This is a genomic window from Xylophilus sp. Leaf220 (genome assembly GCF_001421705.1).
Taxonomy (GTDB): Bacteria; Pseudomonadota; Gammaproteobacteria; order Burkholderiales; family Burkholderiaceae_C; genus Xylophilus.
This window is the reverse complement of sequence record NZ_LMKO01000025.1, coordinates 1-21,285: the sequence shown is the minus strand read 5'-3', so window position 1 is coordinate 21,285 and position 21,285 is coordinate 1. Positions and strand designations below refer to the sequence as shown.

At 70.7% G+C, this 21,285-nt stretch carries 16 protein-coding genes and 1 riboswitch; of the genes, 8 read left to right on the top strand and 8 right to left on the bottom strand.

Annotated elements, in window-relative coordinates; translation table 11 throughout:
- Window positions 1–24: 24 nt before the first annotated feature.
- From ASE76_RS16575 to ahpC, 7 genes are all read right to left on the bottom strand, one after another.
- Complete coding sequence (locus ASE76_RS16575; protein ID WP_055842030.1) at window positions 25–909, bottom strand: hemin ABC transporter substrate-binding protein; 885 nt, start codon at window positions 907–909, stop codon at window positions 25–27.
- A 76-nt stretch (window positions 910–985) separates the two neighbouring features.
- The gene (locus ASE76_RS16570; RefSeq protein WP_082448671.1) at window positions 986–2,125 is read right to left on the bottom strand and encodes a hemin-degrading factor; all 1,140 of its coding nucleotides are present in this window, start codon (window positions 2,123–2,125) and stop codon (window positions 986–988) included.
- Window positions 2,122–2,511, bottom strand: coding sequence for a hypothetical protein (locus ASE76_RS16565; RefSeq protein ID WP_055842026.1), 390 nt, complete (start codon window positions 2,509–2,511; stop codon window positions 2,122–2,124). The genes ASE76_RS16570 and ASE76_RS16565 overlap by 4 nt, the downstream gene beginning before the upstream one ends.
- A 67-nt stretch (window positions 2,512–2,578) precedes the next feature.
- Window positions 2,579–4,855 carry a TonB-dependent hemoglobin/transferrin/lactoferrin family receptor gene (locus tag ASE76_RS16560; protein ID WP_055842386.1) on the bottom strand — a complete coding sequence of 759 codons (2,277 nt, stop codon included), beginning with the start codon at window positions 4,853–4,855 and terminating at the stop codon, window positions 2,579–2,581.
- A gap of 195 nt (window positions 4,856–5,050) precedes the next feature.
- Entirely contained in the window at window positions 5,051–7,189 is a 2,139-nt protein-coding gene (locus ASE76_RS16555; protein ID WP_082448670.1) for a TonB-dependent siderophore receptor, read from the bottom strand.
- 162 nt (window positions 7,190–7,351) lie between these two features.
- Entirely contained in the window at window positions 7,352–8,908 is a 1,557-nt protein-coding gene (gene ahpF / locus ASE76_RS16550) for an alkyl hydroperoxide reductase subunit F (RefSeq protein WP_055842021.1), read from the bottom strand.
- A gap of 96 nt (window positions 8,909–9,004) precedes the next feature.
- On the bottom strand, window positions 9,005–9,568 hold the full coding sequence (ahpC, locus tag ASE76_RS16545) for an alkyl hydroperoxide reductase subunit C (RefSeq protein WP_055842017.1): 564 nt from the start codon (window positions 9,566–9,568) through the stop codon (window positions 9,005–9,007).
- A gap of 237 nt (window positions 9,569–9,805) precedes the next feature.
- On the opposite strand from ahpC, the gene bfr reads away from it, so the two are divergent.
- The 6 genes from bfr (at window position 9,806) to ASE76_RS16515 (ending at window position 17,567) form a co-directional block, all read left to right on the top strand.
- Complete coding sequence (gene bfr / locus ASE76_RS16540; protein WP_055842016.1) at window positions 9,806–10,282, top strand: bacterioferritin; 477 nt, start codon at window positions 9,806–9,808, stop codon at window positions 10,280–10,282.
- Between the two features lie 106 nt (window positions 10,283–10,388).
- Window positions 10,389–11,600, top strand: coding sequence for a threonine ammonia-lyase (locus tag ASE76_RS16535; protein WP_055842011.1), 1,212 nt, complete (start codon window positions 10,389–10,391; stop codon window positions 11,598–11,600).
- Between the two features lie 181 nt (window positions 11,601–11,781).
- A complete protein-coding gene (locus ASE76_RS16530; protein ID WP_055842010.1) occupies window positions 11,782–13,953 on the top strand; it encodes a TonB-dependent siderophore receptor in 2,172 nt (723 codons plus the stop codon).
- 43 nt (window positions 13,954–13,996) lie between these two features.
- Complete coding sequence (locus ASE76_RS16525; protein WP_055842007.1) at window positions 13,997–16,147, top strand: TonB-dependent siderophore receptor; 2,151 nt, start codon at window positions 13,997–13,999, stop codon at window positions 16,145–16,147.
- A 113-nt stretch (window positions 16,148–16,260) separates the two neighbouring features.
- Window positions 16,261–17,262: a DnaJ C-terminal domain-containing protein gene (locus ASE76_RS16520; protein ID WP_055842004.1), complete on the top strand. Its 1,002-nt coding sequence runs from the start codon at window positions 16,261–16,263 to the stop codon at window positions 17,260–17,262.
- Window positions 17,259–17,567, top strand: coding sequence for a chaperone modulator CbpM (locus ASE76_RS16515; RefSeq protein ID WP_055842001.1), 309 nt, complete (start codon window positions 17,259–17,261; stop codon window positions 17,565–17,567). The genes ASE76_RS16520 and ASE76_RS16515 overlap by 4 nt, the downstream gene beginning before the upstream one ends.
- Before the next feature lie 120 nt (window positions 17,568–17,687).
- On the opposite strand, the gene ASE76_RS16510 is transcribed toward ASE76_RS16515, so the two are convergent.
- Window positions 17,688–19,391 carry a thiamine pyrophosphate-binding protein gene (locus ASE76_RS16510; protein WP_055841998.1) on the bottom strand — a complete coding sequence of 568 codons (1,704 nt, stop codon included), beginning with the start codon at window positions 19,389–19,391 and terminating at the stop codon, window positions 17,688–17,690.
- 141 nt (window positions 19,392–19,532) lie between these two features.
- Window positions 19,533–19,717: riboswitch (FMN riboswitch) on the top strand.
- Window positions 19,718–19,858: 141 nt separating this feature from the next.
- Here ASE76_RS16510 and ASE76_RS16505 point away from each other — a divergent pair.
- Together ASE76_RS16505 and ASE76_RS16500 are read left to right on the top strand one after the other, a co-directional pair.
- Window positions 19,859–20,395: a 6,7-dimethyl-8-ribityllumazine synthase gene (locus tag ASE76_RS16505; RefSeq protein WP_055841995.1), complete on the top strand. Its 537-nt coding sequence runs from the start codon at window positions 19,859–19,861 to the stop codon at window positions 20,393–20,395.
- A gap of 34 nt (window positions 20,396–20,429) precedes the next feature.
- On the top strand, window positions 20,430–21,080 hold the full coding sequence (locus ASE76_RS16500) for a TetR/AcrR family transcriptional regulator (protein ID WP_055841992.1): 651 nt from the start codon (window positions 20,430–20,432) through the stop codon (window positions 21,078–21,080).
- Window positions 21,081–21,285: the final 205 nt, after the last annotated feature.

Sequence of the window (21,285 nt, the reverse complement as noted above, 5' to 3'; positions counted from 1 at the left end):
GCGGGCCCGACGCCGCCCGGCCCTTCACGCCGTGGCCGCCAGCGCGCGGCCGTGCACCTCGCGCACCACGCCGGGCAGCCGCGGGCCGAAGCCCAGCATCCGGCTGGCCTCGAGCGCGATCAAGGCGCGGCGGCGGTAGGCGGGGGTCAGCGCCAGTTCGGGCCGCTGCCAGAATCTGTCGGTGCCGCCCTGGGCGTCGATGCCCTGGGTGCTGGTCAGGATCAGTTCGGGCGCGGCGCCGGCCATCGCCTCGGCGGTCAGCGGCCGGTAGCCGTCGAAGCCCTGCATCGCGTTGGTGCCGCCGGCGAAGCGGATCAGCGCGTCGGCCGCGGTGCCCTGCCCCGCCACCTGCGGACTGGCCGCGTGCGCCAGGATGAACAGCATCCGCGGTCGCCGGGCGGCGCGCTGCACCTCGGCGCGGGCCGCCGCCCATTCGGCATCGAGCCGGAACTGCAGCGCCGCCGCTTCCGCCGGCCGCCGCGCCGCGCGGCCGACGGCCGCCACCTTGCGCTGTACCTCGTCCCAGCTGTGATCGGCCACTACCAGCTCCACCTGCACCCCGGCGCTGCGCACCTGGTCCAGCACCACCGGCGGCCCGGCCTCGGTGGTGGCGATTACCGCATCGGGCCGGAGCGACAGCAGGCCCTCGGCCGAGAGCTGCCGCATGTAGCCGACCTTCGGCGTCTTCAGCGCCGCGTCCGGGTACAGGCTGGTGGTGTCGGTGCCCGCCAGCAGCGATTCGGCGCCCAGGGCATAGACCACCTCGGTGATCGCACCGCCGAGGGTGACCAGCCGGCGCGGGCGGGCAGCCGTCTGGGCGTGGGCCCAGGCAGGCAGGCTGCCGGCGGCGGCCAGCGCCTGCAGCCAGCGGCGGCGCGACGGATCGGCGGCGAAAAAGGTTGCAGTCATACGGACGATGCCAGCGAGAAAGCAGCGCGCGCGCGGCCCGTGGCCGCACCGCGCCGAAAGAGGGGGCACAACCGCTTCATCCGGCGCGCTCCAGCCCGGCCACGATGGCCCGCCACTCGGCCCGCTCGGCCTGGCCGGGCTTGCGGGCGCCGAAGAACATCGCCATCAGCTCGCCCTCGGCGTCGAAGGCCTCGACCGAGGTGACGGTGCCGTCGCCGGTGGGCTTCTCGACGATCCAGACCTGGGCGATGCGGTCTTCGCGCAGGTGCAGGTTGAAGCCGACATCCAGCACGTTGATCCAGCGCACCGCACCGCTCTCCATCGGCACGATGCGCTGCACCGGGCCGGTATGGATCTGGATGCAGCCGCCGCTGCCGACGAACACCATGATCGGCGTGCCGTCGGCCGCCGCGGCCTGCAGCAGGCCACGCACCGCGTCGGCCGTCGCGCGGCGGGTGAAGCGGCCCTCGACCAGCCGGAAGCCCTGCTGGCGCTCGACACCGAAGCGCCGCAGCACGCCGAAGAAGTCGTGCGTGTCGTGCATCGCCGCCCAGGCGTCGGCGAAGCCTGCGGCGTCGATGGACGCATCGGGCGCGGGCGCCGCGGGCGCGGACGCAGGCGTGAAGACATAGCCCGCGCTCGGCTGGGCGAAGCGGGCGACGACCGCCGCGAAAGCCCCGAGATCGGTCGCGTCGCGCGGGTAGATCTTGTGCATCGCCAGGCCGTGCGCGTCGTAGAACTGCAGGCTGGTGACCGGCGGCGCGGCGGCGTCGCGGCCCGGCTCGGTGACGGCGAAGCCGGCGTGCCAGCGGTTGAAGAAGAGCCGCAGGTCGATCTCGGCGCCCAGCGCCAGGCCCATCGGGCCGGTGCCGGAGATGTCGCGGTAGACGCCGGTCTTCTCGTGCACCGTGCTGTCGTTGCGGGTGAGCGCCATCAGCGGGCCGCAGGGCTCCAGCGCCTGCAGCAGCGCCAGCCACGGGCCGGCGAGCGGCACGGCACGCAGGGCGGCGGCGTGGTGGCCGGCGTGCGCGGCGATGGCCGCGCCTTCTGAGAGGCCGAGCGACCGGGCCGCGTCGCGCGCGCGCAGGCCGCCGTCGCGCGCCGCCTGAAAGCGGGCACGCACGTCGGGCGCGGGCGGCGCGGCACCGGGCACGAACGGCGCGGGCGCCTGCGGCGACGGTTCGGTTGTCGGCACCGCGGCGGGCGAGGCGCTCATTGCACCGCCTCCGGCGCGACATGCCACAGCACCTGGGGCGGGCGGGCCGGAGCGGCGGGGGCGGTGGCGGTTGCTGCAGCCGTGGGCACCGGCATCGGGCCTGCGGCGTCGACCAGATCGGAGATGCCGGCCTGCCGCATCCAGCAGCCGTGCAGGTTGGCCAGCATGGTGCGGAAGTGCGGGGTGAAGCCCGGCTGCTGGCCCAGGCACTGCAGCCGCACCACGATCTTGCGGGCCATGGCCTCGCGGTGGCTGTCGCAGCAGGCCTGGGCGTGGCCGGTCATCAGGGCCAGCGTGCCGGCGAGCAAGGCTTCGGCGCAGGCGACATCGGTGTCGAGCGTGTCGGCCGTGGCGTCTGGGGCGGGGGGAATGGAAGGCAAGGTCATGGAATCTCCTGGCGGTGGGGATGCGATGGGCAGTGGTGGGCAGTGCGGCGGCGCAGGCGGTCGCCGCTCAGAAATCGGCGACCAGCGACACGCGGGCATAGCGCCCGGGCTGGGTGTAGGCGTCGGCATAGGACACGGTGGACGAGAGGCCGCGCACGTCGGCCCAGTTCCAGACCTTGCGGTCGGTGATGTTGTAGAGGCCGGCGATCAGCCGCAGGTCGGGGCGGATGCGCCACTGGCCGCTCAGGTCGAAGGTGGTGGACGACGGCGGCAGGAACTGGCTGGCGAGCGCCACGCCGTCGACGTCGCCCGCCTTCTTGCCGGCGCGGTGCGTCATGTCGAGCCGCACCGCCCAGGCGGCGGTGTCGTAGCGGGCGCCCAGGTTCAGGCGCTGCGGGTCGATCGAATTGACCGGCCGGCCTGTGGCGGTGTCCTTGCCCTCGGTGACGCCATAGGCGAAGGGCGTGCCGAGCCGGCCGGTGCCGAGGCGGCCCCAGTCCATGTCGCCCTTCAGCTCGAAACCGTTGATCCGCACCCGGCCGCGGTTGATGCTCTGGAACACCAGCGGATTGCCGGCGCGGCCGGTGCCGCCGACCTGCACCAGGTCGTCGATGAAGTCCTTGTACCGGCCGGTGAAGACGGCCGCCTCCACCCGCAGCCGGTCGAGCCGGCCGCGGGCGCCCAGCTCCAAGTTCTGGCTCTTCTCGGGCTTGAGGTCCGGGTTGGGAATGGTTTTGTAGAACTGGGTGACGTTCTCGAAGAAGGCGTTCACCTGGCCCGCGTTGGGCGCACGGAAGCCGGCCGCGTAGTTGCCGAACACGCTCCACCGGTCGGTGGCGCGCCAGAGCACGCCCAGCTTGGGAGAGGTGGCCGAGCCCGAGATGGACGCGGCCGGCGTGGTCGAGGGCGGCGAGAAACCCGCCTGGCTCGCGTCGATCGCGAAGTGGTCGACGCGCACGCCCGGCGTGAGGCTCCAGGCGCCGGCGATCAGCTCGTCCTGCGCATAGAGGGCTGTGCTGGTCTCGCGGGTGTCGAGGAAGCGCTTGAGCGGGAAGGTCTCGCCGGCGGCCGGCGTCACGCCGGTCTGCAGGTTGCGGATGCGGGCCTGGGTGTAGTCGAGGCCGTAGGTGATCTTCTGCATCCAGCCGCCGGCCATCGCCAGCGTCTTGTGGGCCTGCAGGTTGGCCTGCAGGGTGCGCTCGCGGTAGGTCACGTCGCGCACCCGGTCGGCGGCGGTGGCGCGGTCTTCGAAAAGATATTCGCGGGAATCGGCGTTCTGGTAGCTGAGCACCGCCTGCAGCTCGTCGGCCACGGGCGTGTCCAGTGTCCAGCGGCCGTCGTAGGTGAGGCGGTCGCGGCGCATGTCGGTGAACGAGGTGGCGCCGACGACCGAGGTGGCGGCCAGCGGCGGCTTGGCGCGGGCCGACAGCAGGTCGTAGTCGGCCTTCTTGTCGACATGCTCGTAGCTCAGCACATGGCGCTGGCCGCCGCCCGGAGTGAGCACCGCCTTGGCCAGCAGCGACATGCCCTTGTCGCGCTCGGGGTTGGCCACCGTGCGGTCGATGTCGGCGGCGGCGTTGGTGCCCATGGTCTCCAGCCCGCGGCTGCGCACCACGTTGCCGCCCACCATCCACGACAGCGTGTCGTTCGCCTTGCCGGCCACGGTGGCGCCGGCGCGGCGGCCGTTGCTGTCGCCGTCGTAGCCGACGCTGGCGCGGCCGCCTATCGCCTTGCCCGGCGCCAGGAAGTTGGCCGGCTCGGAGGTGATGAAGTTGACAAGGCCCGCCATGCCGTCGGAGCCGTAGAGCGCCGAGGTGGCGCCGCGCACCACCTCCACCTGCTGCACCAGGCCGATGTCGAGGTAGTCGCGGCCGAAGCTGTTGGCGCTGAAGGCGTAGCTGCGCGGCAGCCGGATGCCGTCGACCAGCATTAGCACCCGGTTGCCGTCCAGGCCGCGGATGTTGAAGCCGGCGTTCTGGTCGCGGCCGGTGGGCGTGCCTGCCAAGCTGAAGCGGGCCGGGCCGCGCGAGACGCTGACGTTGGGCAGGTCGCGCACCAGGTCGCGGATGTCGCGCACCTGCTTGTTTTCGATGTCCTCGCGCCGGATCACGTCGATGCTGACCGGCAGCTCGTCCGGGTCCTGGGCGCGGCGCGATCCGCTCACCACCGTTTCCTTCAGCGCCGGGCCGGCCGCCAGCAGCACCGCCGCATCCGCCGCGGCGATCGCGGCCTGCGCAGGCGGCAGCGCCGGCTGGGCGCGCAGTTGCGGCGCGAAGGCGCAGGCCAGCAGGCAGGGGATGGGAAGAAGACGGTGCGCGGATGCGCGGGCGGACAGGTGTGCCACGAAGGAGCCTCGGTTCTGCAACAGCGGTTGGACAGAGCTGGCTCGTACGGCACCTGGACACAAATGCGCACCGGCTGGCGGTAGAAAAAATTATATGCGAATAATTCTCATCTCTTGCAAAGCCATCGATTCGCTACGGGCCTCGGCCGGCGGTGCGCCGCGCCCGAGGCCACATGCGCACCGGGCCGTTCCGCTTCAGAAGTCGACCTTGGCCGCCAGCCGCACCGTGCGTGGCGCACCGACGCCCAGCAGGCCGTTGCCGGTGCTGTTCCAGTAGTTCTTGTCGGCCGCGTTGTCGACGTTGACCTGCAGGGTCGTCTGTCGGCCAGCCAGCCGGGTGCGCCAGCGCGCGCCGAGCGAGACCAGCCCCACGCCGTCGATGAAGGCCTGGTTGGCGTTGTTCACCGGCCGCTTGCCGGTGTAGTAGTAGCCGGCGTTGAAGGCCAGGCCCGGCAGCGCGTCGGGCCGGTACTCGCCGAACAGGCTCCAGGTGGTGCGCGGCGCGTTCTCGGGGATGCGGCCCAGCTCGGCCGCGACGGCGGTGCGCACGATCTTCGGGTCCATCGCCAGCGCCGAGGCCACCAGCGCGAACTGCCGGGTGATCTCGCCCGAGGCGGCGAACTCCAGGCCCTTGTAGCGCGACTCGCCGCCCAGCACGAAGCGGTTGGCCGCGTCCACCGTGGTGGAGGGCCGCTTGACATCGAAATACGCAGCCTGCAGCAGCACGCCCTGCGCGACCTCGGCCTTGGCCCCGAACTCGATCTGCTTGTTGACCGAAGGCGGCAGCAGTTCGCCCGCATTGGCGCGGGTGGCCGGCGCGGTGCCCGACTCCTCCAGCCCCTGGATGTAGCTGGCGTAGACCGAGGTGCGCGCGGTGGGCTTCCACATCAGCGAGACGGTGGGGCTGGTCTTCTGCGCTTCGTAGCGGGTGGTCGGCGTGGTGCTGCTGTAGTCGGAGCGCCGCAGGCCCGCCATCACCTGCCACTGCTCGCTCAGGGCGATGCGGTCGAACAGGTAGAGCCCGCGGTCGACGATGGCCGACGGGGTGCTGGCGTTGGCGGCCGTGCGCGGCACGAACGGGATGTCGACCGGGGTGTAGAGGTTCTGCGGAAAGCTCAGCGTGGGCGAATTGCGGCTGTCCTGCGCGCGCTCGTTGCGGGTGAAGCCGACGGTGATCTCGTGCGCCACCGGGCCGGTGGCGACGCGGCCCGCCAGCTCGGTGCGCAGGTTGTCGTTCTGGTAGCTCTGGCCGTCCTGCTGGCTCACCGTCAGCGTGCCGGCGCCGGTGACGGGATTGGCGAGGCCGAACTGCGAGAAGCGTCGGTCGCGGTGATTACGTGCGCGGCCCAGCTCGACGATGGCCGACCAGTCATCGGTCAGGGCGAAGTCGGCACGGGCCAGCAGGTTGGCCGCGTCGGCCTTGTAGCGCTGCCACTCGCCCGCCAGGTTGGTGCGGTTGTCGGGCAGGCGCGGCAAGGTGATGCGGCCGGCCACCGCGGCCGGCAGGGTGATGCCGGCCTGCTCCGAGACGTCCTTGCGGTAGTACTCGGCGTCGAGCCGCAGGTTGAGCCGGCTCGACACCTTCCAGTCGAACGCGCCCGAGAGCAGTTGCCGGTCGCCCGAGAAGTTGCGGATGCCGCTGTCCTCGCGCCCGGTGACCGCGTTGATCCGCAGGCCCATCGCATCGCCCTCTCCGAAACGGCGGCCGATGTCGGCGTGCACGTCGGCCGCACCGTACTGGTTGACCGAGGTGGCGAAGCTGGTTACCGGCTGCGCGCCCGCGCGCTTGGTCACGAAGTTGACGATTCCCGACGGCGGCACGAAGCCGTAGTAGAGCGAGGACGCGCCCTTCAGCACCTCCACCCGCTCCTTGTTCTCCAGCGGCACGTCGATCAGGTTGACGATCGGCAGCGAACCGTTGAGCCGGTAGTTGCCGCGGTTCTCTACCAGGATGCCCCGGATGGCGATGTTGTCGTAGGCCGAGCCGCTGAGCTGCGAGCGGGTCACGCCCGCGGTATTGCGCAGCGCGCCGTAGAGGGTGCGCTGGCCCTGCGCGTCGATCACCTCGCGGGTGATGACGTTGTTGGTGAGCGGCACGTCGAGCGGGTTCTGGTCGCGGAAGGTGCCGACCTGCACCGTGCCGCTGCCGAAGCTGCCGAGCCGTTCGCTGCTGACGGTCACGTCGCCGAGCGTGCCGGCGGTGGCGGCCGTGGCGGCCGATGCGGTGGCGGCACCGGCGGCCGGTGCGTCCTGGGCCAGGACGGGTGGAACGCCCAGCAGGGCGATGGCCGCGGCCAATGGCGCACGGCGGAAACGGGCAGGAAAGAAGGGCATGGCGGCTCGCGAAAGGGAGTGGCGAAGAGGTGGCTTGCCTCTCGACCGCACCGCGCGCGGCACGCAGTCCTGGTGGGCTGGCTGGGGCAGGAGTGTAGGAGTTCGCGCCCTGCTCCCGCGCCCATGCCCCCTGCCCCTCCGGGGTCTGACGCCCTCAGCCCGTCATGCCGGCACCGACACCCGGATCAGGTGGTCGAACGCCCCCAATGCCGCCTTGGCACCGTCACCCGCGGCGATGATGATCTGCTTGTACGGCACCGTCGTCGCGTCGCCCGCGGCGAACACGCCGGGCACCGAGGTCTGGCCCTTGGCATCGACCACGATCTCGCCGTGCTTCGACAGTTCGACCGTGCCCTTCAACCAGTCGGTGTTGGGCACCAGGCCGATCTGCACGAACACGCCTTCGAGCGCCACGGTGTGCACCTCGCCCGTGACCCGGCTCTTGTAAACCAGGCCGTCGACCTTCTGGCCGTCGCCGGTCACCTCGGTCGTCTGGGCCGAGACGATCACCGTCACGTTGGCCAGGCTCCGCAGCTTGCGCTGCAGCACCTCGTCGGCCCGTAGTTGCTCGCCGAACTCGACCAGGGTCACATGGCCGACGATGCCGGCCAGGTCGATCGCAGCCTCGACGCCCGAGTTGCCGCCGCCGATCACCGCCACCCGCTTGCCCTTGAACAGCGGGCCGTCGCAGTGCGGGCAGTAGGCCACGCCCTTGTTCTTGTACTCGGCCTCGCCGGGCACGCCGATAGTGCGCCAGCGGGCACCGGTCGAGATGATCAGCGACTTGGTCTTCAGCGAGGCGCCGCTGGCGAGCTTCACCTCGATCATCTCGCCGGGGACGAGCGATTCGGCGCGTTGCAGGTTCATGACGTCCACGTCGTAGTGCTTGACGTGCTCTTCGAGCGCGATCGCGAACTTCGGCCCTTCGGTCTCCTTGATCGAGATGAAGTTCTCGATGCCCAGGGTGTCGAGCACCTGGCCGCCGAAGCGCTCGGCGGCCACGCCGGTGCGAATGCCCTTGCGGGCCGCATACACCGCGGCGGCCGCGCCGGCCGGGCCGCCGCCGACCACCAGCACGTCGTACGGTGCGCGGGCCGAGATCTTCTCCGCGTCGCGGGCCACCGCGTTGTGGTCGACCTTGGCGACGATTTCCTCCAGGCTCATGCGGCCCTGGCCGAAGTGGGTGCCGTTCAGGAACACCATCGGCACGGCCATGATCTGGCGCGCCTCGACCTCGGTCGGGAACAGCCCGCCGTCGATGGCGGTGTGCCGGATGCGCGGGTTGAGGACCGCCATCAGGTTGAGCGCCTGCACCACGTCCGGGCAGTTGTGGCAGGACAGCGAGAAGTACGTCTCGAAGTGGAAATCGCCGTCGAGGTTGCGCACCTGCTCCAGCGTGTCCTGCGCTTCCTTCGACGGATGGCCGCCGACCTGCAGCAGCGCCAGCACCAGCGAGGTGAACTCGTGGCCGAGCGGGATGCCGGCGAAGCGCACGCCGGTATCGACGCCCGGGTTGGCGATCAGGAACGAGGGCTTGCGCTCGCCGTCGTCGGTGCGGGTCACCAGGGTGATCTTGTCGGTGAGCACGACGATGTCGTCGAGCAGGCCGCGCAACTCGCCGGACGCCGCGCTGTCGTCGAGCGAAGCGACGATCTCGATCGGCTTCGTCACCCGCTCCAGGTAGGCCTTGAGTTGGGTCTTGAGGGTGGCGTCCAGCATGATAGCTTCCTTCTACTTAATTTGATTTATCGATAGCCGATGGTCGTGCGCGGAAAAAAAAGCCCGGGCGCACCCAGGCTTTCGAGGCGGAGCGCTTTAGATCTTGCCGACCAGGTCCAGCGACGGTGCGAGCGTCTTGGAGCCTTCGTTCCACTTGGCCGGGCACACTTCGCCGGGGTGGGCGGCGGTGTACTGGGCGGCCTTCAGCTTGCGCAGCGTTTCCTTCACGTCGCGGGCGATCTCGTTGGAATGGATCTCGGCGGTCTTGATGATGCCGTCCGGGTTGATCACGAAGGTGCCGCGCAGCGCCAGGCCTTCTTCGGGGATGTGCACGCCGAACGCGTGGGTCAGCGTGTGGGTGGGGTCGCCGACCAGGGGGAAACGGGCCTTGCCGACGGCGGGCGAGGTTTCGTGCCAGACCTTGTGCGAGAAGTGCGTGTCGGTGGTGACGATGTAGACCTCGGCGCCCATCTTCTGGAACTCGGCATAGTTGTCGGCCGCGTCCTCGACTTCGGTGGGGCAATTGAAGGTGAAGGCCGCCGGCATGAAGATCAGGACCGACCACTTACCCTTGAGCGTCTCGTCGCTGACCGTGATGAACTTGCCGTTGTGGAAGGCTTCGGTCTTGAAAGGCGTTACTTGGGTGTTGATCAGGGACATGTTTTTCCTTGGGAGATGGAGAGTTGGAACCCAGAAGCATAAGGGCTTACCCTGTACCGCTCCAATGAATTGACGGTATGCCGGGCATTGGGATTTTCTATGCAGGCATTCCGAATACGAACACCTATCAGCCTCACCCGTAGGCACACCGCCATAACAGGGAGATTCCTTGTCGGCAACAGGGACAAGCCCGACAATTCGTCCCATTCGACAACCCACAACAACAGGGGAACCACCATGCAAGGCGACGCTCAGGTCATCCAGCACCTCCAGGCCCAACTCAAGAACGAGCTGACCGCGATCAACCAGTACTTCCTGCACTACCGCATGCTGAAGCATTGGGGCTTCGACAAGCTGGCCAAGAAGGAATATTCGGAATCCATCGGCGAGATGAAGCACGCCGACTGGCTGATGGACCGCATCTTCATGCTCGACGGCCTGCCGAACCTGCAGGACCTGGGCAAGCTGACCATCGGCGAGGACGTGCCCGAGATCCTGCGCGCCGACCTGGGCCTGGAGCGCGGTGCCCAGACCACCATCAAGGCCGGCATGGCCCACTGCGAGACGGTGCGCGACTATGTCTCCCGCGACCTGCTGCAGAAGATCCTGGACGACACCGAGGAGCACATCGACTTCCTGGAAACCCAGATCGACCTGACGGAGAAGGTCGGCATCCAGAACTACCTGCAGTCGCAGATGGGCGAGATCGAGTAAGCCGGGCGACGACAGCCACCGAAAAACGGGGCACGGCCCCGTTTTTTTTCGCCTGCGCCCTGCCGCACAATGCCGGGCCCCGCTCCTCGCGCCACGCCGCCCGCCGATGTCCACCACCTTCAGCTTCGCCGATATCCAGACCGCCGCCGACCGCCTGCGCGGCGAAGTGCTCGACACGCCCTGCCTGCATTCGCGCACCCTGTCGGCGCTGCTCGGCTGCGAGGTGTACCTGAAGTTCGAGAACCTGCAGTTCACCGCCTCCTTCAAAGAACGCGGCGCCTTCAACAAGCTGGCGCAGCTGAGTGCCGAGGAGCGCGCCGCCGGGGTGCTGGCCGTCTCGGCCGGCAACCATGCGCAGGGCGTGGCCTACCACGCGCAGCGGATGGGCATCCCGGCCACCATCGTCATGCCGCGCTTCGCGCCGGCGGTGAAGGTCGACAACACCCGCCGTTTCGGCGCCACGGTGCTGCTGCACGGCGAGACCTTCGACGACGCCCGCGCCCACGGGCTGGCCCTGGCGGCCGAGCGTGGTCTGACGGTGGTGCACCCGTTCGACGACGCGGCCATCGCCGCCGGCCAGGGCACTGTGGCGCTGGAAATGTTCGCGGCCCAGTCGCGGATCGACACGCTTGTGGTGCCGGTGGGCGGCGGCGGCCTGATCGCCGGCATGGCGACCGCCGCGGCCGCGCTGCGCCCCGGCTGCCGTGTCTACGGCGTGCAGACCGAGCGCTTCCCGACCACCTGGAGCGCGGTGCACGACACGCCGCGCCCCAGCGGCAGCGCCACCATCGCCGACGGCATCGCGGTGAAGGCGCCGGGCGTCGTCACCCTGCCGGTGATCAAGCAGCATGTGGCCGACGTGCTGCTGGCCTCCGAGGGCGATATCGAGCAGGCGATCCTGATGCTGCTGGAGATCGAGAAGACGGTGGTCGAAGGCGCCGGCGCGGTGGGCATCGCCGCGCTGCTGCGCCACCGCGACCTGTTCGCCGGGCGGCATGTCGGCGTGGTGCTGTCGGGCGGCAACATCCAGCCGCTGGTGCTGGCCGGCATCGTCGAGCGCGGCATGGTGCGCTCGGGCCGGCTTGCGCGGCTGCGGCTCGATCTGCGCGACGTGCCCGGCGCCCTGGCCGACGTGGCCCGGCTGCTGGGCGAGCTGGGCGCCAACATCGACGAGCTGCAGCACCAGCGGGCCTTCACCGCCCTCTCGCTCGAGCGGGTGCAGGTCGAGGTGGTGCTGCAGACCCGCGACGCGGCCCACATCGCGCAGATCATCGACGGCCTGCGTGCCCACGGCTGTCCGGCCGAGCAGGTGGGTTAGCGCCCGGCCGCCCGCCGGGGCAGGCCCGGTACCGGATTCGGGTCTGCGCGCCACGGCGCAGGTCAAATGCGAACGTAAACCATTTCACGCGTTTACAATCCGTTGACATCGCCAGCCAGTCGTTCCGTGCGTCGGTCCCGTTAGCCAGCGTTTTCCAACCGCTGACTTTCCGGAGACCTCCATGTCCGTCCTGCGTGCACACCTGCCCGCGGCATGCCTTCGCGTGCCATTCCCCGCCTCCCGTACCGCCTGCGCCACCGGCGTCGCACTGTGCCTGCTGGCGGCCGGACCCGCGCGCTCCCAGGTGCTGGCCGAGCCTTCGCTCTCCCCCGTGACCGTCACCGGCGGCACCGAGAGCGCCACCGGACCGGTGCCGGGCTTCGTCGCCCGGCGCGCCGCCACCGCCACCAAGACCGACACGCCGCTGATCGAAACGCCGCAGGCCGTCTCGGTCGTCACCCGCGACCAGATCGAGGCCCAGGGCGCGCTCACCCTGCGCCAGACCACCTCCTATTCGGCCGGCGTGGTGTCGAGCTACTTCGACAGCCGCACCGACAGCTTCACCGCCCGCGGCGGCAGCGTGGTGCAGTACCAGGACGGCCTGCTGCGCAGCTACGGCACCTACAACACCACCAAGCCCGAGACGTACACGCTGGAACGCGTCGAGCTGCTGCGCGGCCCCTCGTCGGTGCTCTACGGCCAGGGCGGCGTGGGGGGCGTGCTCAACATCGTCACCAAGCGACCGCAGGCCGAAGCCCTGCGCGAGATCCAGGTGCAGGCCGGGAGCTACGACCGCAAGCAGGTGGCCGCCGATTTCACCGGCCCGCTCGACGCCGAGGGCAAGTGGCTCTACCGACTGGTGGCGGTCGGCCGCGACAGCGGCACGCAGGTGAACCACGTGCCCGACGACCGGCGGGTGTTCGCGCCCTCCCTCACCTGGCGTCCCAGCGCCGACACCTCCCTCACGCTGCAGGCGCTCTACCAGCGCGACAAGAGCGGCTCGCTGATCGGTTTCTTTCCCTGGCAGGGCACGCTGTTCCCGGCACCGAACGGGCCGATCTCCACCGCCACCTTCACCGGGGAGCCCGGCTGGGACGCCTACGACAGCCGGCAGGACGCGCTGGGCTACCTGTTCAGCCACCGCTTCGACGACACCTGGACGGTGCGCCAGAACTTCCGCGCGGTGAAGTCCGAGGTCGACTACCGCACCGCCTACACCAGCTTCACCGCAGTGCCGGGCAGGGGACGGCCGGCGCGGCCGGTGTTCAACGCCGACAACCGCACCATCGACCGCGACCTGGTCCAGCAGCGCAATACCGGCGAGATGCTGGTGCTCGACAACCAGGCCGAGGCCCGCTTCGCGACCGGCGGCGTCGGCCACACCGTGCTGGCCGGCCTGGACGCGCAGCGCAACGTCTTCGGCACCGCCAACGGCCGCGGGAGCGCCGCGCCGCTCGACGTCTACAACCCGGTCTACGGCAACTACACGCCGCCCACCCGCCTGACCGCATCGCCCGACGTGACCCAGCGCCAGCTGGGCCTGTACCTGCAGGACCAGATCCGGTGGGACCGCTGGGCCGCGACCGTGGGCCTGCGCCACGACAGCGCGCAAACCGACAGCGCCAGCGCCAGGGTCGACGACGACGCCTGGACCAAACGCGCCGGCCTGGTCTACCTGGCCGACGGCGGCTGGGCACCCTACGTGAGCTATACCGAGTCCTTCCTGCCGCTGGGAGGCGTGAACCTGTTCGGCACGCCCTTCAAGCCGCAGCGCGGCAAGCAGTACGAAGCCGGCGTGCGCTGGCAGCCCGAGGGCAGCCGCAGCTCGGTGCTGGCCGCCGTCTACGACCTGCGCGACACCAACCGCAAGACCAGCGACCCGTCCAACCCGCTCAACAGCCTGCAGGTGGGCGAGGTGCACGTCCGCGGGTTGGAAATCGAAGGCAAGCTGAGCCTGCCCGCCGGCTGGGACGCCACCGCCGCCTACGCCTATACCGACGCGAAGATCTCGCGTGCCAACGACGCCACGCAGGGCAAACGGGTCGGCGGGGTTCCCGCGCAGAACACGTCGTTCTGGCTCTCGCGCCGCTTCGCGCTGGGCGGCAGCGGCGCGTTCACCGTGGGCGGCGGCGTGCGCTACCTGGGGGCCAGCTGGGACGGTACCGACACCCTGCGCACCCCGTCGTCCACGCTGTTCGATGCCTTCCTGGCCTACGACACCGGTGCCTGGCGGGTGGCGCTCAACGCGGTCAACCTGACCGACAAGGTGCAGCTCACCACCTGCCTGACCCGGGGCGACTGCTTCTTCGGCCAGCGCCGCACCGTCACCGCCACCGCCACCTACCGCTTCTGACCGCGCTCCACGCCCCCTCCCAGTCCCGCTGCAGGCACACACCATGAACACTCCCGCATTTCCCCTCAACGCACTCTGCACCGCGCTGTTCGCCCTCGCCGCGGGCGGGGCGGCGCATGCGCAACCGGCCCCGGCCGGTACCCAGCTGCGCGAGGTGACCGTCAACGCCGCCGGCGAGAGCGAGGGCTACTCGCCCGCCGCCGCCACCACCGCCACCAAGGGCAGCGCCCCGCTGCGCGACGTGCCGCAGGCGGTCAACGTAGTGCCGCAGCAGCTGCTGCGCGACCAGGCGGCGATGTCGGTGCAGGACGCGCTGCGCAACGTGCCGGGCGTGGCCTTCAGCAGCGGCGACGGCCAGCGCGACCAGGTCAACATCCGCGGCTTCAGCGCCATCGCCGACCAGTTCGTCGACGGCGTGCGCGACGACGCGCTCTATTTCCGCGACCTGGCGGACGTGGAGCGCATCGAGGTGCTGAAGGGCCCGGCCGCCGTGCTCTACGGCCGCGGGTCCTCGGGCGGGCTGATCAACCGCGTCACCAAGAAGCCGGTCTTCGGCAGCACCTTCGGCGAGGCGGGCGTCACCCTGGGCAGCCACAGCACCAAGCGCCTCACCGGAGACATCAACACGCCGCTGGGCGAGTCGGCGGCGTTCCGGCTCAACGTCTCGCGGGAGGATTCGGGCAGCTACCGCGACCAGCAGTTCCTCGACCGGTTCCACTTCGCGCCGGCGCTGGCCTTGAAGCTCGGCAGCGCCACCGACCTGCTGCTGCAGTACACCAACGCCCGCGACCAGCGCCTGACCGACTTCGGCATCCCGGCGCTCAACGGCCGGCCGGTGCCGGTGGCGCCGTCGACCTACTACGGCTCGGGCAACGCGCGGCGCGACGACACCACCACCAGCCGGGTCGAGTCCTTCACCGCCACGCTCAACCACCGCTTCGGCGACACGCTGAAGCTGCGCAACATCGCCCGCTACTCCGAGTACACCCTCGACCGCTTCAACACCCTGCCGAGCGGCGACACCAACCCGGTGGCGATGACCGTCGGCCGCACCCGCAGCTCCGTCCAGCGCCAGGAGAGCGGCTGGTTCAACCAGACCGACCTGACCTGGCAGAACCAGCTCTTCGGCCTGCGCCAGGAGTGGCTGGTGGGCACCGAGTTCGGCCGCCAGAAGAAGCGCGCCTACTCCGTCTCGGGCGGCGTGGTCGACACCGTGCCGCTGCTCGACCCCGCCGGCCGGGTGCCGCCCGCCATCGCCGCGGCGGCTTACCTGGCCGACAGCGCCATTCCCAGCAACTCGACCTTCGACACCCGCGCCGTGTATGCGCAGAACCAGATCACCCTGGCGCCGCAGTGGAAGGCGCTGGTCGGCCTGCGCTACGACGACTTCGGCCAGGCGACCAGCTTCGAGCGCAAGCTGAACAGCCTGGAGCGCAGCGACACCAAGATCAGCCCGCGCGCCGGCCTGGTGTGGCAGCCGTCGGAATCGCAGTCGTACTACGCCTCGGTGAGCCGGTCGTTCCAGCCCTCGGCCGAGACCTTCGCGCTGAGCGCGGCCATCGCCGGCGCGGCACCCGAGATCACCACCAACCGCGAGATCGGCGCCAAGCTCGATTTCCTCGACGGCGCGCTCTCCACCACCGCAGCGCTCTTCTCGCTGGAGCGCACCAACATCAAGAACACCGACCCGGCCAACCCGGCGCGGCAGATCAACGTCGGCACCCAGCGCACCAACGGCCTGGAGCTGACCGCCAGCGGCCGCCTGCCCGGCCGCTGGGACCTGAGCGCCGGCTATGCGTACCTCGACGGCAAGATGGTCGAGTCGCTCGCCACCACCCGCACCAACCAGTTGCCGATCGCGCAGGTGGCGGCGCTCGGCAAGACGGCGGCGCTGACGCCGCGGCATTCCGGCTCGGTCTGGGCGATGAAGGACCTGGGCGCCGGTTTCAGCGCGGGCGGCGGGCTGCAACTGGTGGGCGCGCGCTTCACCTCGCTCACCAACCAGGTCACGCTGCCCGGCTACGTGAGCGCCGACCTGGCCGCGGTGTGGCGCACCGGCCCCTACGAGATCGCGGCCAACCTGAAGAACGCCACCGACAAGCGCTACTACGTGTCGGCCCACGGCAGCGTGGACAACCTGATCCTGCCCGGCGCGCCGCGCGAGCTGTTCGTCACACTGCGCGCCCGGTTCTGAACATGGCCCGGCACGGACGCCGCGCTGTAACCAATTGGAATCCGCCGCCGCGGCGCGGGCGGGCTGCGCTATCGTGATCCGGCGGCCATCCCGGGCCGCGGACAAGGCACGGCATGCAGTACAAGGATTACTACCAGACCCTGGGCGTGGCGCGCGAGGCCAGCGCCGACGACATCAAGAAGGCCTACCGCAAGCTGGCGCGGGAGCACCATCCCGACGTGTCGGGCGACGCGGCCAGCGGCGAGAAGTTCAAGGAGATCGGCGAGGCCTACGCCACCCTCAAGAACCCGGAGAAGCGCGCCGCCTACGACGCCCTGGGCCGCCCGCCCGAGGGCCAGCCCTTCCGGCCGCCGCCCGGCTGGGGCGGCACCGGCGGTCCGGGCGCAGCCGACACGGGCGCTGCCGGCGCGCGGCCCGACATGCAGGGCTTCGACGACATCGACCTGGCCGACCTCTTCGCGCAGATGGGCGCGGGCCGCGGCGGCTTCGGTGGTTTCGGCGGCCGCGCCGCCGCGCGGGACGACGGCCCGGAGCCCGGCGAGGATTTCGACACGCCGGTGACGGTCTCGCTCGAAGACGCCTTCCACGGCACCACGCTGCAGATGGAGCTGTCGGTGCCCGAACCCGGGGAAGACGGCCGCATCCGCCGCGTGGCGCGCACCCTGCAGGTCACCGTGCCGCCCGGCACGGTCGAGGGGCAGAAGCTGCGGCTGCGCGGGCGCGGCGGCAAGGGCCGCCACGGCGGGCGCGACGGCGACGTCTACCTGCACGTCGCGCTCGCGCCGCATCCGCTGTTCCGGGTGAGCCAGCACGACCTCTACCTCGACCTGCCGCTCGCACCGTGGGAAGCGGTGCTGGGCGCCGAGATCGAGGTGCCCGCCCCCGGGGGCGCCCTGCTGCTCACCGTGCCGCCCGGCACCCGCGCCGGCCGCAAGCTGCGCCTGGCCGGCCGCGGCCTGCCGAAGCCCGGCGGCACCGCCGGCGACATCTACGCGGTGGTGCGGATCGACGTGCCCGGCACCCCCACCGCCCGCGAGAAGGAACTGATGGCCGAACTGGCCGCCGCATCGTCATTCGCGCCGCGCGCGCACTTCGCCGAGGAGGCACCGCGATGAACACCCCCGACCCCTCCGTGCCCCGCGGCGCCGCCGTCTCGCTCGACGAACTGGTACAGGCCTCGAACCTGACCGAGGACGAGGTGCGCAGCCTGGTGGACTACGGCGCGCTCGCGCCCGACGGCGCCCCCGGCGGATGGACCTTCACCAGCCGTTGCACCGTCACCGTGCGCACCGCGAGCCGGCTGCGCGACGACCTCGACCTGGACCTCTACGCGGTGTCGGTCTGCCTGCGCTACCTCGACCGCATCGACGCGCTGGAGCAGCAGCTGCGGCACCTGCAGGCGCAGCTGCCGCGGGGCTGAGCGTGCAGGCCGAATGGCCGGCTCGCCCTCGCATGCGGATGAAATCGGCCCGCAGCCGGCGCCAGTCGCCGGCCGGTTGCTATCGATTCAATAGCGACGGGCTGGCACGGCCCGGCGACCTCAGCCGAGCTGGGTCAGCGCCTTCCGCGTGATCGCGGCCAGGGTGCCGCGGGTCGAGATCACCTCCGGGTCGAGCGGCACCAGGATCAGGGTGCCGGTGTCGCGGGCCAGGGCGCGCTGCAGCGCCGGCTCGAATTCCTCGGTGCGCACCACCTTCTCGGCCGCATAGCCGTAGGCCTGGGCCAGCGCGCAGAAATCCGGGTTGTGCAGCCGGGTGCCGCTGTTGGCGCCGACGTTGGTCGGGTACTCGCGCTCCTGGTGCATCCGGATGGTGCCGAACATGCCGTTGTCGAGCAGCAGCACGATGCTCTTGCCGCCGTGCTGCATGGCGGTCGCCAATTCCTGCCCGTTCATCAGGAAGTCGCCGTCGCCCGCGATGGTGAACGCCGTGCGGCCGGTGGCGATGCTGGCCGCGATGCCGGCCGGCACGCCGTACCCCATCGCGCCCACGGTCGGCGCCAACTGGGTCTTGTGGCCCTTGGCCAGGCCGTGGTGGCGGAAGAACCGGTGCACCCAGCTCGCGAAGTTGCCGGCGCCGTTGGTCAGCACCGCGTCGGCCGGCAGGTGCTTCTGCAGCGCGGCCACGATCGCCGGCATGTCGATGTCGCCCGGCAGCGGCTGCGGCACCAGGTTGGCGAGGTAGTCGGCCGCGGCGGCGCGGGTGTTCTCGGCCCAGGGCACGCTGGCCGGCGCCGGAAGCACGGCCAGCGCCGCGGCCAGCGGGCCGGGCGTGGCGTTGATCGCCAGGTCGGCCTGGTAGACGCGGTTGAGTTCGTCCGCGCCGGCATGCACGTGCACCAGCGTCTGCAGCGGCCGCGGCGCCTGCAGCAGGGTGTAGCCGCCGGTGGTCATCTCGCCCAGGCGCGGGCCCAGGGCCAGCACCAGGTCGGCGTCTCGCACCCGCTGCGCCAGCGCCGGGTTGATGCCGATGCCCACGTCGCCGGCATACAACGGGTGGTGGTTGTCGAAGGTGTCCTGGAAGCGGAAGGCGTTGCCCACCGGCAGCTGCCAGGCTTCGGCGAAGCACTGCAGGTCCCGCGCCGCGGCCGGCGTCCACCCCGGGCCGCCGGCGATCACGAAGGGCCGCTCGGCCTGCATCAGCATCTGCTGCAGCCGGGCGATGGCGGCCGCGTCGGCGCCGATCGGCACCGGCTCCACCCGCGGCAGCGCAGGCACGTCGACCATCTCGCGCAGCATGTCCTCGGGCAGCACCAGCACCACCGGGCCGGGCCGACCGGCCATCGCGGTGGCGAAGGCGCGGGCGATGTACTCGGGGATGCGGGCGGCGTCGTCGATCCGCTCCACCCGCTTGGCCATGCCCTTGGTGCTGGGGCCGAAGAAGCTCTGGAAATCGACCTCCTGGAAGGCTTCGCGGTCGCGGAAATCGCTGCCCACGTCGCCGATGAACAGCACCATCGGCGTCGAATCCTGGAACGCGGTATGCACCCCGATCGAGGCATTGGTGGCACCCGGCCCGCGGGTGACGAAGCAGACCCCCGGCCGGCCGGTCAGCTTGCCGTGCGCCTCGGCCATGAAGGCGGCGCCGCCCTCCTGCCGGCAGGTCACGAAGCGGACCGCCTCGCCGTAGGTGTGGAAGCCGTCGAGCACGGCCAGGAAGCTTTCGCCCGGCACGCCGAAGGCATGGGTCACGCCCTGGGCGGCCAGGCATTCGACGATCAGGTGGCCGGCGAGTTGACGCGTCATGGAGAAGTCTCTTTCTGAGAATGGGTGCGAAGAATCCGGATCATTATGCGAGCCCCCTGCCCCGCCGCCGCAGGCAGGAAACGCCACCGCCGCCTACAATCGCGCCGCCCCGGCACGGTCGTTCGCACCGCGCCGGGACACAAGCGTTCTCAGGGCAGGGTGCAACTCCCTACCGGCGGTGATGGCGGGCCTGCGGGCCGGCACGAGCCCGCGAGCGCCGGCCAACCGCGGCACCCTTTCCTGCAAGGGCGCCGCGGGTGGCCGGGTCAGCAGACCCGGTGCGATCCCGGGGCCGACGGTGACAGTCCGGATGAAAGAGAACGCGCGCCGCCCCGGCCGCCGCACTGCGCGGGCCCGCTCGTTGTCGTGTCGTCGACGGGCGGGCCGCGTGCCGTGCGCCTGCCGTGGCGGCGCGTGATCGCCCTGGCTCTGGTCCATCTTGCCCACGCGATTTTTCTGGAACATCCATGCGTCAGACCGACACCTCCGTCGCCAACATCCGCTCGGCCACCTCGTTCTCGGGCTCCGGCAGCCACAGCGCCGCCTCCGCGCCGCGCATCGCCTACGTCCAGGCCAACTGGCATGCCGACATCGTCGGCCGCGCCCACCAGGCGTTCATGGCCGAGACGGCCGCCCGCGGCGTGCCGGCGTCGGCGGTGCAGCTCTTCGACGTGCCGGGCGCCTTCGAGATCCCGCTGCACGCCCAGGCCCTGGCCCGCAGCAGCCGTTTCGACGCCATCGTCGCCTGCGCCCTGGTGGTCGACGGCGGCATCTACCGCCACGACTTCGTCGCCACCGCGGTGATCGACGGGCTGATGCGGGTGCAGCTCGACCACGGCGTGCCGGTGTTCTCCGCCGTGCTCACGCCCCACCATTTCCACGAACATGCCGAGCACCGCGAGTTCTTCCAGGCGCACTTCACCGTCAAGGGCAAGGAAGTGGCCGACGCCTGCCTGCGCACCCTGGAAACCCTGCGCAGCCTGCCCGCCCCCGCCCAGCCCTGAAGCGGCTCTATTAACCTTTTGGTTAACTAGCGGCATGGACACTCCCGCCGACACCCCGCCCGGCCCGCGCTCCCGCGACGCGGAACGCTCCCAGCAGGCGATCCTCGACGCGGCGAGCGCCGAGTTCGCCCAGCACGGCCTGTCGGGCGCCCGGGTCGACCGGATCGCCGAGCAGGCGGGCCTCAACAAGCGGCTGCTCTACTACTACTTCGGCAGCAAGGACGACCTGTTCCTGGCGGTGCTGGAAGCCTCCTACGCCCGCATCCGCCAGGCCGAGCAGGCCCTGCACCTGCAGGACATGCCGCCCGCCCAGGCCCTGCGGCGCCTGACCGAGTTCACCTGGGACTACTACATCGCGCACCCCGAGTTCATGACCTTCCTGAACAGCGAGAACCTGCACCAGGGCCGGCACCTGGCCCAGTCGCGCAAGGCGCAGGACGTGAACTCCCCGTTGGTGGAAACGCTGGGCGCGATCCTGGAGCGCGGCCGGCTCGACGGCAGCTTCCGCGGCGGGATCGACCCGGTGCAGCTCTACGTCTCGATCGCCGGGATGGCGTACTTCTATCTGTCGAACCGCTTCACCCTGTCGGCGATCTTCGCGCGGGACCTGATGACGCCGAAGGCGCGACACGAGCGGCTGAACCACATCTGCGACGTGGTGCTGGGGTATGTGTTGAGGGGGTGAGGGGTACGGCTGATGACCAGGCTGTTCTGCCTTGGCCCCTCTCCCCTTGGGAGAGGGTGGGGGTGAGGGCCGCACCCGGCTTTTAGTTGGCGCTGCTGCTCGTCGCTGCGCTGCGGCTTTCAAGTCCGGAGGCGGGGATTTCGCCCCCGCGGGCGAGTCCCTTTCTTTGCTTCGCCAAAGAAAGGAACCAAAGAAAGGCGACCCC